This window comes from Chromobacterium sp. Beijing, from assembly GCF_021496765.1.
Taxonomy (GTDB): domain Bacteria; phylum Pseudomonadota; class Gammaproteobacteria; order Burkholderiales; family Chromobacteriaceae; genus Chromobacterium.
The window spans coordinates 145,209-159,326 of the sequence record NZ_CP053750.1 but is presented as its reverse complement, the minus strand read 5'-3'; the positions used below and the strand labels follow the sequence as shown (position 1 = coordinate 159,326).

The following is a 14,118-nucleotide window of genomic DNA, read 5'->3' as shown; positions in this document are numbered from 1 at the left end:
GAGCCGTGCCATGGTCATAGCGTGATTTCCTCCGTGTCGGCGCCCGCGGCCGAATGTTGTTCCGTCACCAGCTTGCGCTCCAGTTGCGCCATCACCTGGTCGATCAGTTCGTCCAGCGAGGAGCCGTCGATCAGGTGCGAGATCGCGACGGACACCCCCAGCGCGCGCTCAAGCGCGTTGCGCAGTTCCGCACCGGTCAGCGAGTCCACGCCCAGATCCAGCAGCGAAGTCTGACGCGGCAAGGCGGCCGGGCTGGACAGCACCGCGCGCAATTCCGCGTCCAGATAGTCGGCGACCCGCGCGCGGCGCTCGCCGGCGGGACGGCCGCGCAGTTGGTCGAAAGACAGGGTCCGCGCATTCGCCGCCGGCGCGCGGCCGACCAGGCCTTCGATCAGCGGCGGCAGATCGGGCTGCGCCGCGATCCGCGCAAGATCGATCGCGGCCACCACCAGATGCGGCTCGCCGGTGAACGCCCGTTCCAGCGCGGCGAAGGCCTCGCCCTCGCTCAGCGGGTTCAGGCCGCCGGCGCGAATCCGTTCCGCCGTCTTCGCGTCGGCCGCGCCCATGCCGGCCGCCCACGATCCCCAGCCTATGGACAGCGCCGGCCGCGCGCGCAAGCGCCGCCGCTGCGCCAGCGCGTCGAGATAACCGTTGGCGGCGGCGTAGGCGGCCTGGCCGTGACGGCCGACCGCCGCGGAGATGGACGAATACAACAGGAAGAAGTCCAGCGGCTCGGCCTCGGTCAGCCGGTCCAGCAAGACCGCGCCGCCCACCTTGGCGCGCAGGGTCTCGGCGAAGGCCGCGGCGTCCAGCGCGTCCAGCGTCGCGTCGCGCACAATGCCCGCGCAGTGCGCGACGCCGCGTATCGGCCGGCCGGCCGCGGCGAGCGCCCCGCGCAAGGCGGCTTCGTCGGCGACGTCGGCGGCCGCCACGCGGACCTCGACGCCATCGCCGCGCAGACGGGCGCAAGCGGCCTGCGCCGCCGCGCCGGCTTCGCCGCCGCGGCTGATCAACAGCAGATGGCGCGCGCCGCGCCCGGCCAGCCAGCGCGCGGTGGCGAGGCCCAAGGCGCCGGTGCCGCCGGTCACCACATAGACGGCGTCGCCGTCCAGCGCGGGGAGCGCGCCGGCCGCGCCGGCGCCGGCGCGCCGCAGCCGCGGCGCCAGCACGGTGGCGCCGCGCACCGCCAATTGTTCCTCGGCGGCTTCATCGCCGAGCAAGGCCGCCAGCGCGTCGAAGGACGCCGGCGAACCGTCGATATCTATCGTGCCGCGCCAGCTCCGGCCCTGCTCCCGCCGCGCGACGCGCACCGCCGCGCTCAAGGCGGCGAGGACGGGATCGACCTCCTCCGCCGGCCCGGTGGCCGCCCCGCCGCGCGTGACAACCGTGATCGCCGCCGCCGACGGCGTCGCGGCGCGCTCTCGCGCCAGCGCGCTCAGCAAGGCGCCGCGGCGCGCGACGGCCGCCAGCGCGTCTTCGTCTCCGGCCGCGCGGTCGAAGGCGAGCACCAGGCCGGCGTCGCCCGCGCGGCGGATGGCGTCGATCTCGGCGGGCGCAATCGCGCAGCGCTCGCCGGCGGCTTCCAGCGCGCGCGCCACTTCCGCGCACAAGGCCGGATCGCCGGCGACGATGCGCTCGCCCGAGCGGCGCGCGCCGGCCGGGGCCGGCAGCGGCTGCCAGGCGATGCGGTACAGCGGCGACTCCGCCTGCGCCCGCCCTTCGTCCACCCAGTAAGGCTGGCGGTCAAATGCGTAGCTCGGCAGCCGCGCGACGCGGCGCCCGGCGCCGGCCGGCGCCGGCCAGTCGACCGGCAGGCCGGCCACATAGCGCCGCGCCAAAGCGTCCAGCCGCTCGGCCGGTTCGCGTCCCGCGTCCGCCGTCTCCGGCGACGCGTCGCGGCTGGGCGGCATCCCGCCGCACACGCCGCTGTGAACGGCGGCGTCCTCGCCGCGCGCGAAGCGGCTCAGCTCGCGCGCCATCCCTTCCGCGCTGACGGCCGTCAGCGCGAGCCGATGCGGGAAATGCGAGCGCGCCGCCCGCGAAGCGTGGCAGGCGGCCGCCCACGCCGCGGCGTCGAGCCCGGCCAGATGGGCGGCCAGCCGCGCCGCGTTGCCGCGCAGCGAGGCGTCGGATTTCGCGGAAACGACCAGCAATTGCGCGCCTTCGTCCGCGCCGGCCGCCGTTTCGCCGGCGGCCGCGCGCGGCGGCGCGAGCAGCACCGCGTGCGCATTGGTGCCGCTGAAGCCGAAGGAGCTGACCCCGGCGACGCAGGGCGCGCCGCCGGCGTCTATGCGTTCCGCGCCGAGCGCGAGGCGCAGCGGCAGCGTGTCCCAGTCGATGCCGCGGTTGGGCGTGCGCACATGCAGGGTGGCGGGCACCACGCCATGGCGCACCGTCAGCGCCGCCTTGATCAGCCCGGCAATCCCCGCCGCGCCTTCCAGATGGCCGAAATTGCTCTTGATCGAGCCCAGCAGCACGCGCTCCTCGCGGCCGCGGCCGGCGAACACGGAGGCCAGCGCCGCCGCCTCTATCGGATCGCCCAGCGCGGTGCCGGTGCCGTGCGCCTCGATATAATTCACCTGCGACGCGTCGATGCGCGCGGCGCGCAAGGCCGCCCGCACCAGCTCGCGCTGCGCGTGCTCGTTAGGCACCGTCAGGCCCGCGCTGCGGCCGTCGTGATTGACGGCCGAGCCGGCGATCAGCGCGTCTATGGTCCGCCCGGCGGCCTCGGCGTCGGCGAGCCGCTGCAGCACCACCACGCCGCAGCCCTCGCCGCGCACGAAGCCGTCCGCGCCGTCGTCGAAGGAGCGGCAGCGGCCGCTGGGCGACAGCATGTGCGCCCGGCATTCGGCGGCGGTGGACAACGGCGACAGCACCACATTGACGCCGCCGACGATGGCGATGTCGCACTCGCCGGCGCGCAGCGCGTTGCACGCCAGGTGCACGGCGACCAGCGACGACGAGCACGCGGTGTCTATCGTCAGCGTCGGCCCGTGCAGACCGAGCGCGTGCGACACGCGGCCCGCCAGCACGCTGGGCGCGTTGCCCGAGGCGGTGTAGAGGTCGACCTCCTCCGCCCGGCGGAAACGGTGCGCGTAGTCCTGATGCATGACGCCGGCGAACACCCCGGTGGCCGAGCCCTTCAGTTCCGCCGCCGTCATGCCGGCGCGCTCCACCGCCTCCCAAGCCACCTCGAGCAGCATGCGCTGCTGCGGATCCAGCATCGCCGCCTCGCGCGCCGAAATGCCGAAGAAGCCGGCGTCGAAGGAGGCGATGTCGTCCAAAAAGCTGCCGGTGCGGCAGTAGATGCGGCCGCTCGCGTCCGGGTCGGCGTCGAAGTAGCGCTCGACGTCCCAACGCTCGGCCGGCACCTCGCTCACGCCGTCCGCGCCGTCGAGCAGCCGCTGCCACAGCGCCTCCGGCGAGTCGACGCCGGCGAAACGGCAGCCCATGCCGACCACGGCGATGGGCGCGTGCCGGCGCTGTTCTGCGCCGTCCAGTTCGCGCTGCAGGCGTTCGATCTCGCGCAGCGCGTTCCGCATCAGCGCGGTCGTGTCGATCTGGCTCATCGCGCGTCCTTTCTATTCAATTCCTTCAGTTTCGCGGACAGCATTTCCACGATCTCCTCCTGCGACATCGCGACGTCCGCCGGCGCGTCGGGCTCGGCGGCGGGCGCGGCGGGCGTCGCCTCCGCCTCGGCCATGCCGAACACCGTCCGCGCCAGATGGTCCGCCAAGGCGGCTATGGTCGGATTCGAGAAAATCACCGTGGTCGGTATCGCGCGGCCGAAACGCTTTTCCAGCAGCACGCGCAGATCGGTGATCAGCAAGGAGTCCAGGTCGTAGTCGAACAGCGAGCGCTCGGGGTCCAGCGAGGCCAGCGGCGTGCCGGTCACCAGCGCGGCGTCCTCGGCCAGCAATTGGAACAGACGATGTCGTCTTTCCTCCGCCGGCAGCGCCAGCAGCTCGCTGACCGAGGAGGTGGAACCCGCGCCCGGCTGGGCGGTGGCGATGCCGGCGAAGCGGCTGGCCGGCACATGCGGCGGCCATTGCTCGATCAAGCGCCCCCAATCGATGGGCAGCAGCACGAGGTGGGCCGGCAGGTCCGCCCCCAGCGCGATCTCGAAAGTGGCGCGGCCGCATTCGGCCTCGATCTGGCCGATGCCCAGCTGCGCGAGCCGCCGCTTGGCGTTGGCGCTGGAGCGGGCCAGCATGCCCACGTCCTGCCACGGCCCCCAGGCGATGGACAGCGCGGGCAAGCCTTGCGCGCGGCGGCGCGCGGCCAGCGCGTCGAGGTAGGCGTTGGCCATCGCGTAGGTCGATTGCCCCGGCGCGCCGAAGGCGGCGGCGGCGGAGGAAAACAGCACGAAGTGTTCCAGCGGGTAAGCCTGGGTGCGCTCATGCAGCAGCCAGGCGCCGCGGGCCTTGCCGGCCAGGGTGGCGGCCAGCGAGGCCGGCGTGACGTCGCCGACCAGGCAGTCCTCCACCACGCCCGCCAGATGGCAGACGCCGCGCAGCGGCGGCATGGTCGCGTCGATCTCGGCCAGCAGCGCGTCGACGTCCGCCTCCGCCGCCACGTCGGCCTGCCACACCTTCACCTCCACGCCGTCGCGGCGCAGCGCGGCCAGCGCCGCCTCGGCCGCGGCGTCGGCCGGCCGGCGGCCGGTCAGCACCAAGGCGCGCGCGCCCAGCGCGGCCAGCCAGCTCGCGACGCGCAGGCCGAGTTCGCCCAGCCCGCCCGTGATCAGCCACGTGGCGTCCGCCGAGAGCGCGAGGTCCGCTCTGAGCGGCAGCGCGCGCTCGTCGAAGCGCGGCGCGGCGACCGCCTCGCCCTTGACCGCGACTTCGGTCTCGCGCTCGAAGTAATCCAGGCCGCGGCGGATCGCCCGCGCGTCGCCCGCGTGCAGCGCCAGCGTCTGCAGATGCGGCGTTTCCATCGCCACCGCGCGCGACAACGCCTGCAGCGGCGCCGAGGCCGGCTCGTCCGGCGCCAGCGCCAAGGCGATGCGGCAAGGCCGCTCGCGTCGCGCAGCCGTGGCGAACAGTTCCAGCGCCCCGGCGTAAACCGCCGGCGCCGGCGCGTCGCCGCGCGCCTCCAGCCCGCGGCAATCGACGATCAGGCCCGCCTTGTCGAAGGGAATATCGTTCACCGCCGCCACCACGACGGCCTCCTTGCCTTCGTCGCGCAGCATCGCCGCCAGCCCGGCCGCCGTATCCCCCGCTCCGCTCAGGATGGCGATGGTCGCCGGCAACTCGGCGGCCTCGCCGCCCGCCGCGTCGCGCCATTCCACCGCATAGCCCTCGCGCAGCGGTTCGACGCGCAGCAATTCATTGCGGGTCACCTCGCGCGACTCCAGGCCGGTCATTTCGAGCAGCACCTTGCCGGCGTCGAACAGGCTGGCCTGCCCCCGCTCGGCCGACGCGTGACAGCGCATCCCGGCGCCGGTCCGCCCGTGCAGCGCCAGCCGCGCGATGCGCGTCGGCACAAAAGCCTTGCTGCCCTCGGGCCGCGCGGCGGCGGCCACCAGTTGCAGCACCGAATCCAGCACCCCGGGGTGCAGCAACCAGCCGGCGTCGTCGGCGTCGTCCCGCATATCGCAAGACGCGTCGCCGTCCCCGACCACGATGTCCGACAGACGCCGGAAGGTCGGTCCCATCACCACGCTGCGCGCGCGCAGCCAGCTATCCATCAGCTCGGTGGAGATCGCTTCTCCGCGCACCGGCTCCGACGGCGCGGCGCCCGGCGCCTCGCCGGCGTCCACCCTGGCCGTCGCGTGGACGTCGGCGGACTCCAGCGTCAACACCGTGGCTTCGAAACCGTCGCCGTCGCGCACCAATTGCAGCTGGACCTTGCGCGCCGCGCCCGACGGAATCACCAGCGCGGCCGGGAAGCGCAGATCGCTCAGCACGCAGCCGTCCGAGCCGGTGAGCGCGCGCGCGCCGTCGGCCATCATCACCGCGAGCGCCGCGCCGGACACCACCACCTTGTCGTAAATCACGTGATCCTGCAGGAAGGGCAAGACGGCCACGCTCCATTCGGCGTCGAAGAAGGTCGCGCCCAAGGCCGGCGCGTCGGTGCGCCGTCCAAGGAAGGGCGTCGCGCCCGCCGCCAGGAAACGCGGCGCGCGGTCTATCCAGTGACGCTGGCGCTGGAAGGGATAGGTCGGCAGCGCCACCCGGTTGCCGTCGCGGTAATGCTGGGACAGCTCCAGCGTCAGGCCCGCGGTCCACAGCCGCGCCAGCGCGTCCGGCGAGGCCGGATCGAGCGAGACCATGCCGGCAGCGCCCGCGCCCAGCGCCGTGTCGCCGAAGTCCAGCACCCATTCCGCGCCGGCCGCTTCCAGCGCCTCGGCGGCGTCCGCCGCGCCTGGCGCCGTGCCCGCGCGGGCCAGTTCCTCGCGCACCGCCTCCGCGCTGTCCAGCGGCAGGCCCGAGACCGCGCTGATCCACAACAAGGACGGCGCGACGGCGCGCTCCGCGCGGCGCTGCCGCGCATCCTCAAGACTCAGCGCGCCCGCCGCGAAGGCCGCGGCGAACACGCCGCTCCCCGTCGCGCACACGCTGGCCGGCACGACGCCGCTCGCCTGCCACAGCTGCACGCGGGCCAATACCGCGTCCAGATCCTCGGCGCCGCCGAAGGCGAAGCTCAGTTCCGGCGCGCGCGCCGGAACTTCCGCCGCGATCGTCTCCGCACTCGGCTCGCCGGCAGCGAAGGCGCGCAGCGCGGCGATCAAGGCCTCGCGGGATTCGGCGCGGAACGCCGCGCGCTGCTCCCAATGCCGCCGCCCCAGCGCCGCCGTCAGGCAAACGTCTTCTATCCTCAGCTCGGGATGGCCGTCGAGAAAGTCCGCGTAGTCCGCGCACAGCGCGGGCAAGGCCTCGCCGCGCGCCGACAACAGCAAGAGCGGCGCGACGTCCGGCGCGCGCGGCGCGCGCGGCGGCGCCGCTTCTATGATCACGTGGGCATTGGTGCCGCCGATGCCGAAGGAGCTGACCCCGGCGCGCCGCTGCGGCGCGTCCCAAGGCGCGGTTTCCGTCGGCAGGTAGAAGCCGGCGTCGCCGCGCAGCGCGTCTATCGCGCGTTCCGCGCCGACGGCGGCCGGAATCCGCCCATGCTCCACCGCCAGCGCGGCCTTGATCAGCCCGCAAGCGCCCGCCGCCGCGTTCAGATGGCCGACGTTCGCCTTCAAGGTGCCCAACGCGCAGCGCGCGTCGGCGGCGGAACGCTGGCCCAGGGCCGCGCCCAGCGCCGCCAGTTCCACCTCGTCGCCGATCGCCGTGCCGGTGCCGTGCGTCTCCACATAGCCTATCGACGCGCCGTCCACCTCGCTGAGCGCCAGCGCCTGGCGGATCACGTCCTGCTGCCCGCGCCCGCCGGGCGCGGTGAAGCCCACCTTGGCCGCGCCGTCGTTGTTGACCGCGCCGCCGCGAATCACCGCCATGATGGGGTCGCCGTCGGCCAGCGCGTCCTCCAGGCGGCGCAGCACCACCACGCCCGCGCCGTTGCCGAAGACGGTGCCGCTGCTGTCTGTGGTGAACGGACGGCAGGCGCCGTCCGCGGACAGAATGCTGCCCTCCTCGTACACATGGCCCTGCCGCTGCGGCAAGGCGACGCTGACGCCGCCCGCCACCGCGAAGTCGCACTGGAAGCTCAGCAGTCCCTGCATCGCCTGAACCACGGCGACGAGGGAAGTCGAGCACGCGGTCTGCAAGCTGATGGCCGGGCCGCCGAAATCGAGCCGGTAGGCGACCTGGGTGGCCAGATAGTCCTTGTCCACGCCCACCCATTGCTGCAGATAGCGGTTGGGCGACGCGCGGTCCAGCCGGTCGCGCACGTGGTCGACGAGATAATCGACGCTGGCCGAGCCGGCCCAGACGCCGACGCGCGCGCCGCGCGCCGCGCCGTGACCGGCGCGCTCCAGCGCCTCGTGCACGCATTCAAGGAAAATCCGCTGCTGCGGGTCCATCGCCGCCGCCTGCGACGGCGGAATGCCGAAATAGGCCGCGTCGAATTGATCGACGCCGTCCAGCGGACCGCCGGCGCCGACGAAGCCGGGCTGGGCCAGCACCGTTTCCGGCACGCCCTCGCGGCGCGCCGCGTCCGCGCCGAAGCGTTCGATCGCGACCCGGCCGTCGGCTATCATCGACCAGAACTGTTCCAGGGTGCTGACGCCGGGCAGGCGGCAGCTCGCGCCGATGATCGCTACGGCGTCTACGGGTGTTGCATCAGTCATTACAAAGCCTCCTTGCGTGCGCGTACGCGCTGTCGATAGGCGCGCGCGCCGTCGACGTCCATCATTGGGGAAAGGTCCGCCTCGCCCGTATCGGCGCGCTCGGCGAGCGCCCGTATCGTGGCCAGCGAAAAGAAATCGACCAGCGGGGGCACCGCGACGCCGCGCGACGCCAGCAGCGCGCGCAGCCTCACGATGTGCATCGAGGTGGCGCCCGCGTCGAAGAAGCCCTGCCGCGGGTCTATCTCGACGCCGACCACCTCGGCGAAGGCGGCCAGCATCGTGGCCTCCAGCGAAGCGTCGCGCCGCGCCGCCGCGGCCGGCGTCGCCGGCGCGGGAGCCGGGGCCGCCAGCTCGGCGAGACGCGCGCGGTCCACCTTGCCGTTCGCCGTCAGCGGCAAGGCGTCCAGCACCATCACGTGATGCGGCTGCATATAGGCGGGCAGATGCAGCACCAGTTGGGTGCGCACGGCCGCGACCACGTCGCCTTGATGATCCGGCAGCGCCACCACGTGCAGCTGGATCACCGTCGCGTCCTTGCGCCGGGCCACCGAGGCCACGGCGCGCGCCAGGCAGCCGGCGCGCATCGCGGCCGCCTCGATCTCGCCCAGCTCGATCCGATAGCCCTGCACCTTGACCTGCCCGTCCATCCGTCCCAGCAGTTCAAGCTCGCCGTCCGGCTGCCAGCGCGCGAGATCGCCGGTGCGGTAGAGTCGCCGGCCCTCGGCGTCGATGAAGAAGCGGCGCTCGGTTTCCGCCTCGTTGCCCAGATAGGCGAGCGCGAGGCCGCGGCCGCCCAGCAGCAATTCGCCCACCACGCCGTCCGGCCGCTCCCGGCCGTCGGGCGCGCGCACGAAGCATTGCTGGTTGGACAGCGGCCGGCCGTAGGGAATCGACGCCAGCACGGCGTCCTCGGGCGCGATCGGATGCACCACCGACCAGATCGACACCTCGGTCGCCCCGCCCAGGCTGATCGGCCGCAGCGCCGGAAACGCGTCGCGCAGCCGCCCGGCCAGGCCGGGCGCGATCCAGTCGCCGCTCATCAGCGCCAGGCGCAGATGCGGCGAACGCGGCGCGGACACTTCCAGCATCAGTTCCAGCACCGCCGGCACGGAATTCCAGATGGTGACCCCGCCGTCGCTGAGCGCCTGGGCCATCGCGTCCGGATCGCGCGAGCGGGCCGGGAACACCACCTCGCCGCCGACCGCGAGCAGGCCGAAGATGTCGTAGACCGACAAATCAAAGGCCAGCGAGGACACGCACAGCGCGCGATCGGCCGGGCCGACCGCGAAGCGTTGGTTGATGTCGTCTATGGTGTTCGCCGCGGCCTCGTGCGCGATCAGCACGCCCTTCGGCCGCCCGGTGGAACCTGAGGTGAAGATCACATAGGCCGCGTCGCCGGCCTCGAGGTCCGCGGCCGGACCCGCGTCGCCGCGCGGCAGCGGCTGGTCCAGACGCAGCGCGGGCACCGGCAGCGCCGGGCCTGCCGCGCTCAGCAGCGCGAGACGGGCGCCGGCCTCGCCGAGCAGTTCTTCTATGCGCGCGGCCGGCCAAGACGGCTCTATCGGCAGATAGACCGCGCCCGCCATCACAATGCCCAGCAGCGCCGCCACCGCGCGCGGCCCCGGCGCGACGATGGCCGCCACCACCTCGCCGCGCTCCACGCCGCTTTGCCGCAGCGCGCCGGCGATGTCTTCCGCCTCGCGCAGCAGCGCGCCGTAGCTCAGCGTCGTCTCGCCCTGCCTGACCGCCACCGCCTCCGGCGCGATCCGCGCCTGCCGGACGATGGGGGTTTCCAGCCGGCGCGGCGCGCGCTCCGCCGCGGTGGCGTTGACCGCCGCGCGCCGCGCTGCCTGCTGCGGCGCGAGCCGGGCCAGCGTCGGCCGCTCCACGGCCGCGGCGTCCGTCGCCATCGTTTCCAGCGCGCCGAGGAAGACCTCGAACATCGCGTCCACCATGCCGTCGGGGAACAGCTGCGCGACGGACTCCCACATCAGCACCAACCTGTCGCCGCGCCGGCCCAGGATGGCGTGCAGCGACACCTGGGGCGTGGGATTGGCCATGTCGACCACGCGGCCGACGCCGTCCAGCAGGGCCAGATCGTCCGCCGGGTCGCCGGACAGCAGGCTGGTCAGCACCACCGGCATCAGCACGGGCGCGCCGTTGCGCCGGCTCAGCTCGCGCAGGATAGACACGCCGGAGCACCAGGGCGCGTCCAGATCGGCCCACACTTGCCGCTGCACCGCTTGGGCGAAGGCGGCGAACGAGGGGTGATGCTCGCTCAGCGACAGCAAGGTGTTGCTGGTGTAATCGCCTATCGCCAGCCCCGCCTGCTCCGCCCGCGTGTTGCAAGTCACGTTGAGCGTGAAGGCGTGCGCCGCCGTCCACAGCCGCAGCGTGTCGGCGAAGGCGGCGATGCACAGCGAAGTCAGCGTGACCCGAGCGCCTGCGCCCGCGCCGTCAGCGCCGCGGACAAGGCGGCGGGCAGCTCCCGGCGGCGGTTGGCGAAGCGCGGCTCGGCCACCTCGGCCAGCGCCATCTTCATCGGCAACTCCGGCGCCGGCGCGATGGCTTCGACCCGGCGCAGCCAGGCCTCGCGCTGCGCCTCGGTCGCCGCCGGCGGCGTCATCGGCGTGATGCATTGCGCGGGGGCCTCCTCGGCCGCGTCGCGCGCCAGCTCGGCCATCAGTTGCAGGAAGCTGCGCAGATCGCCGGCCAGCAGGCTGAGCCGCAGGTGCAGGATAGCCGCGCTCTCGGTCAGACGGGAGACGACGGCGAGCACGGGCGGGCCGTCGCGCTCGGCCAGGCTCTCGCGCGTCGCCTCCAGCCGTTCCGCCGCCTCCGCCGCGTCCAGCCCGCGCAAATCCTGCGGCGGCAGCAAGGGGTCGTAGGCCAGCGCGTCGAACGCGCCGCGCCCGTCCGCGCCCACCGTCATCCGCAAGGACGGGTGGCGGGCGACCAGCCGCGCGAGGCGCCGGCCCAGTTCCGGCGCGCGCGCGGCGTCTATCTCGAAATCCACGCGGATGTGCGGGGACACGCTGCCCAGCGGCACCCCGCCCTGCTGGCCTATCCAGTAAGCCTGCTGCATCTCGGACAGTTCGAACGCCTCCCCCGCCGCATAGCGGCGAGCCGCGGCCGGCGCCGCGGCGTCCAGGCGCGGGGCGTCGACGATTTCGCGCCGCAGTTGCCGGGCGGAGAGCGCGAACAGCGCCGCGAACGACAATTCCACGCCATGACGCGCGCGCGCGGCGGCGGCAAGCCGCGCGGCCGACAGCGAATCCAGCCCCAGATCGATCAGCCTGGCGTCGGGCGACGCGGCCGCGCCGGGCACGAAGCGCGCGATCTCGGCCAGAATCGCGTCGTCGGCCGCCTCGGCCGCGTCGTCGGCGACGATGCGCAGTTCGCCGCGCAGCAGCGCGTCGCGGGTGGCGCCGCGCCGGGTCTTGCCGCTGGAGGTGCGCAGGATGCTGCCGCGCCACAGCAGCGCGATGCGCGCCGGCGCCACGCCGTGCTCCCGCGCCAGCGCCGCGCGAATCACCGGCAGGATGTCACGGGCCTCCGCCTCCCCGCAGCCGCCGCGCACCTCGGCGCCGATCAGAATCCCTTCGCCGTCCTCGCCGTCGACGGCGGCGGCGAAGGCGCGCCCCTTCCGAATCGACGGATGGCAGGCCGACACGGTGTCTTCCAGATCGTGGCTGTAGACATTCCGGCCGCCGACGATGATCAAATCCTTCAAGCGGCTGGTGACGAACAGATCGCCCTCGTGCAGAAAGCCCAGATCGCCGGTTCTCAGCCATGCGCTGTCGCCGTCGGCCAGCCGCGCGCCGAAGATCTCGCGCGACTCCTCCGGGCGGCGCCAATAACTGTCGGCGACCGTGCTCCCGGTCACCCATATTTCGCCGACGGCGTCCGGCGCGCACGGCGCGCGCGTGTCCGGGTCCACGATGCGGACGCGCGTATCGATCAGGCTGACGCCGCAGGCCGCCAATTCGACGCCGTCCGTCTGCGGCGACACGCGGCCGCGCGCCAGCGCCTCCCGCGCGAAGCGCACGCCGCGCGTGCCCTCGCCGCAACGGCCGGCGGTCACCTTCAAGGTCGCCTCGGCCAGGCCGTAGCCCGGCACCACCACCGAAGAACGCAGCCCAAACGGCGCGAAGGCCGCCTCGAAGCGGCGCACCGTGTCGCAGCGCACCGGCTCCGCGCCGTTCAGCGCATAACGCAAGGACGACAAATCGGTGCCCGGCGCGAGATCGCCCGCGCGGTCCGCGCACAAGGCGTAGGCGAAATTCGGCGCGGCGGTGTGGGTGCCGCGCCGCGCGGCTATCGCGCGCAGCCAGGACATGGGCTGGGCGACGAATTTCTCCGGCGCCATCAGATAGGCGGGAAAGCCGCATTGCAAGGGGGTGAGAATGCCGTACACCAGGCCCATGTCGTGGAAGTACGGCAGCCAGCTGATCATCGCGCTGTCCGCGTCGTGCATCGCGCCGCGGTCAAGATCGTCTATCGTCGCCCACAGCCCGGTTTGCGTGACCACCACGCCCTGCGGCGTGCGCGTCGAACCCGAGGTGTACTGCAGCAGCGCCGGACTGGCGTCCTTCGCCGCCCGCAAAAAGGGCGCGGCGCGCTCGGCCTCGTCGGTGCGCATCCAGCGCAGGCCCGGCAAGGCGTCCCGCGCCTCCGCGCTCAGCGCGATGGCGGCGCCGCAGTCTTGAGCGATCGCCGCCATCGTGTCGCGGCCGTGACGCGGCGCCACCGGCACCGGGATCACGCCGGCCAGGCAGCAGCCGAAGAAGGCCGGAAGGAAATCGAGCGGCTCCTGATAGACCAGCATCACGCGCTCGCCGGCCTCGGTCGCTTGCGCCAGACGCGCGGCGATGCCGGACGCGCGTTCGCACAGCGCCGCATAGCTTAGCGCGAGCGCTTTCTCCGGATCGGCCGACGCGTAGGCGAGACGCTCGGGACTCGCCTCCGCCCGCCACAGCAACTGCCGGGCGATGCTAGGCGCTTCGCTATGCGGAAAAGCTTGATGAGGTCCGAACTTGTCGGCGGCGGGCGTCCGCCGAGATGCGACATCGGATGAGGAATACATTGCATGACCTCCATGTATCGACAACTGCTCCGGGTATGCCGGGCGCGCGCCCATCGAATCCACCCATATGGCATGGCTCGAGTCGTCGCGTCACCCCAATCGGGCCGGCTTGCGCCGTCGCCCTGTCACGCGCTCAGCCGCGACGAATGCCGCGACGATCGCGAGAACCTTAAATACAGGCCGGGCCGTAGCCCGCCCCATTCAAGAAGCAGCCATGCTGTTTTTGATATATTCCGCCCTATCGAAACCGTTTCTTCGACAGGTTGGCGAGGATCATCCCTTCGTTTTCACGTAAGGATGCGTGACGCGTGCGCGGCGGTTTGCCTAAGCAGCGTTTGAATCAAGAGAATAGAATTGCCAATGTGTCTCATGCGCCGTAATCGGACTTTCTTTTGAGATGATTCGATATCATTTCAGCGATCAAACCATTGCGAATCAGCATTGCTTTACGCTTTGCATTCCTATTTCCCCGTGTCGTCCAAAACCAGGAAAACGCAATGAATATTGACGCTCAAATTGTTTTCGTATAGATTTATTTGATCGCGTTAATTCTAAAAATCCCGCACAGGAAGAATTAAGCGTCAGCACTATACTGAAAGACCTCTAGGAAAAGCATCCCCCGAACTGCCAGTTACAACTTCAGCCGATTTACGGCTTATATTTTTTGAAACACGAATTTTCGCGGCAATATCAAAGATTTAAGCGCCGCGAACTGGCCTATAAAAATAGCGCCGAGGCCGATCAATTAAATTTCAATCGACCTGACAATTACGGCATAAACAACAGGCAATTGTTCAAT

4 protein-coding genes are annotated in these 14,118 nt (G+C 72.1%); all 4 read right to left on the bottom strand.

Annotated elements, in window-relative coordinates; genetic code table 11:
- Nucleotides 1-14 precede the first annotated feature (14 nt).
- The 4 genes from HQN78_RS00775 to HQN78_RS00760 all read right to left on the bottom strand — a co-directional run bounded on the left by HQN78_RS00775 (nucleotide 15) and on the right by HQN78_RS00760 (nucleotide 13,319).
- Nucleotides 15-3,569, bottom strand: a complete 3,555-nt coding sequence (locus tag HQN78_RS00775) for an SDR family NAD(P)-dependent oxidoreductase (protein WP_235087331.1) — start codon at nucleotides 3,567-3,569, stop codon at nucleotides 15-17.
- Nucleotides 3,566-8,233 carry an SDR family NAD(P)-dependent oxidoreductase gene (locus tag HQN78_RS00770; protein ID WP_235087328.1) on the bottom strand — a complete coding sequence of 1,556 codons (4,668 nt, stop codon included), beginning with the start codon at nucleotides 8,231-8,233 and terminating at the stop codon, nucleotides 3,566-3,568. Before HQN78_RS00770 ends, HQN78_RS00775 begins: the two co-directional genes overlap by 4 nt.
- The gene (locus HQN78_RS00765) at nucleotides 8,233-10,587 is read right to left on the bottom strand and encodes an amino acid adenylation domain-containing protein (protein WP_235087324.1); all 2,355 of its coding nucleotides are present in this window, start codon (nucleotides 10,585-10,587) and stop codon (nucleotides 8,233-8,235) included. The genes HQN78_RS00770 and HQN78_RS00765 overlap by 1 nt, the downstream gene beginning before the upstream one ends.
- 71 nt (nucleotides 10,588-10,658) lie before the next feature.
- On the bottom strand, nucleotides 10,659-13,319 hold the full coding sequence (locus tag HQN78_RS00760) for an AMP-binding protein (protein WP_235087322.1): 2,661 nt from the start codon (nucleotides 13,317-13,319) through the stop codon (nucleotides 10,659-10,661).
- Nucleotides 13,320-14,118: the final 799 nt, after the last annotated feature.

What these genes read in the sequence shown, in the direction of transcription:
- HQN78_RS00770 (WP_235087328.1), bottom strand. Translation starts at nt 8,233, where the DNA reads ATGACTGATGCAACACCCGTAGACGCCGTAGCGATCATCGGCGCGAGC.
- HQN78_RS00760 (WP_235087322.1), bottom strand. Translation starts at nt 13,319, where the DNA reads ATGTATTCCTCATCCGATGTCGCATCTCGGCGGACGCCCGCCGCCGAC.
- HQN78_RS00775 (WP_235087331.1), bottom strand. Translation starts at nt 3,569, where the DNA reads ATGAGCCAGATCGACACGACCGCGCTGATGCGGAACGCGCTGCGCGAG.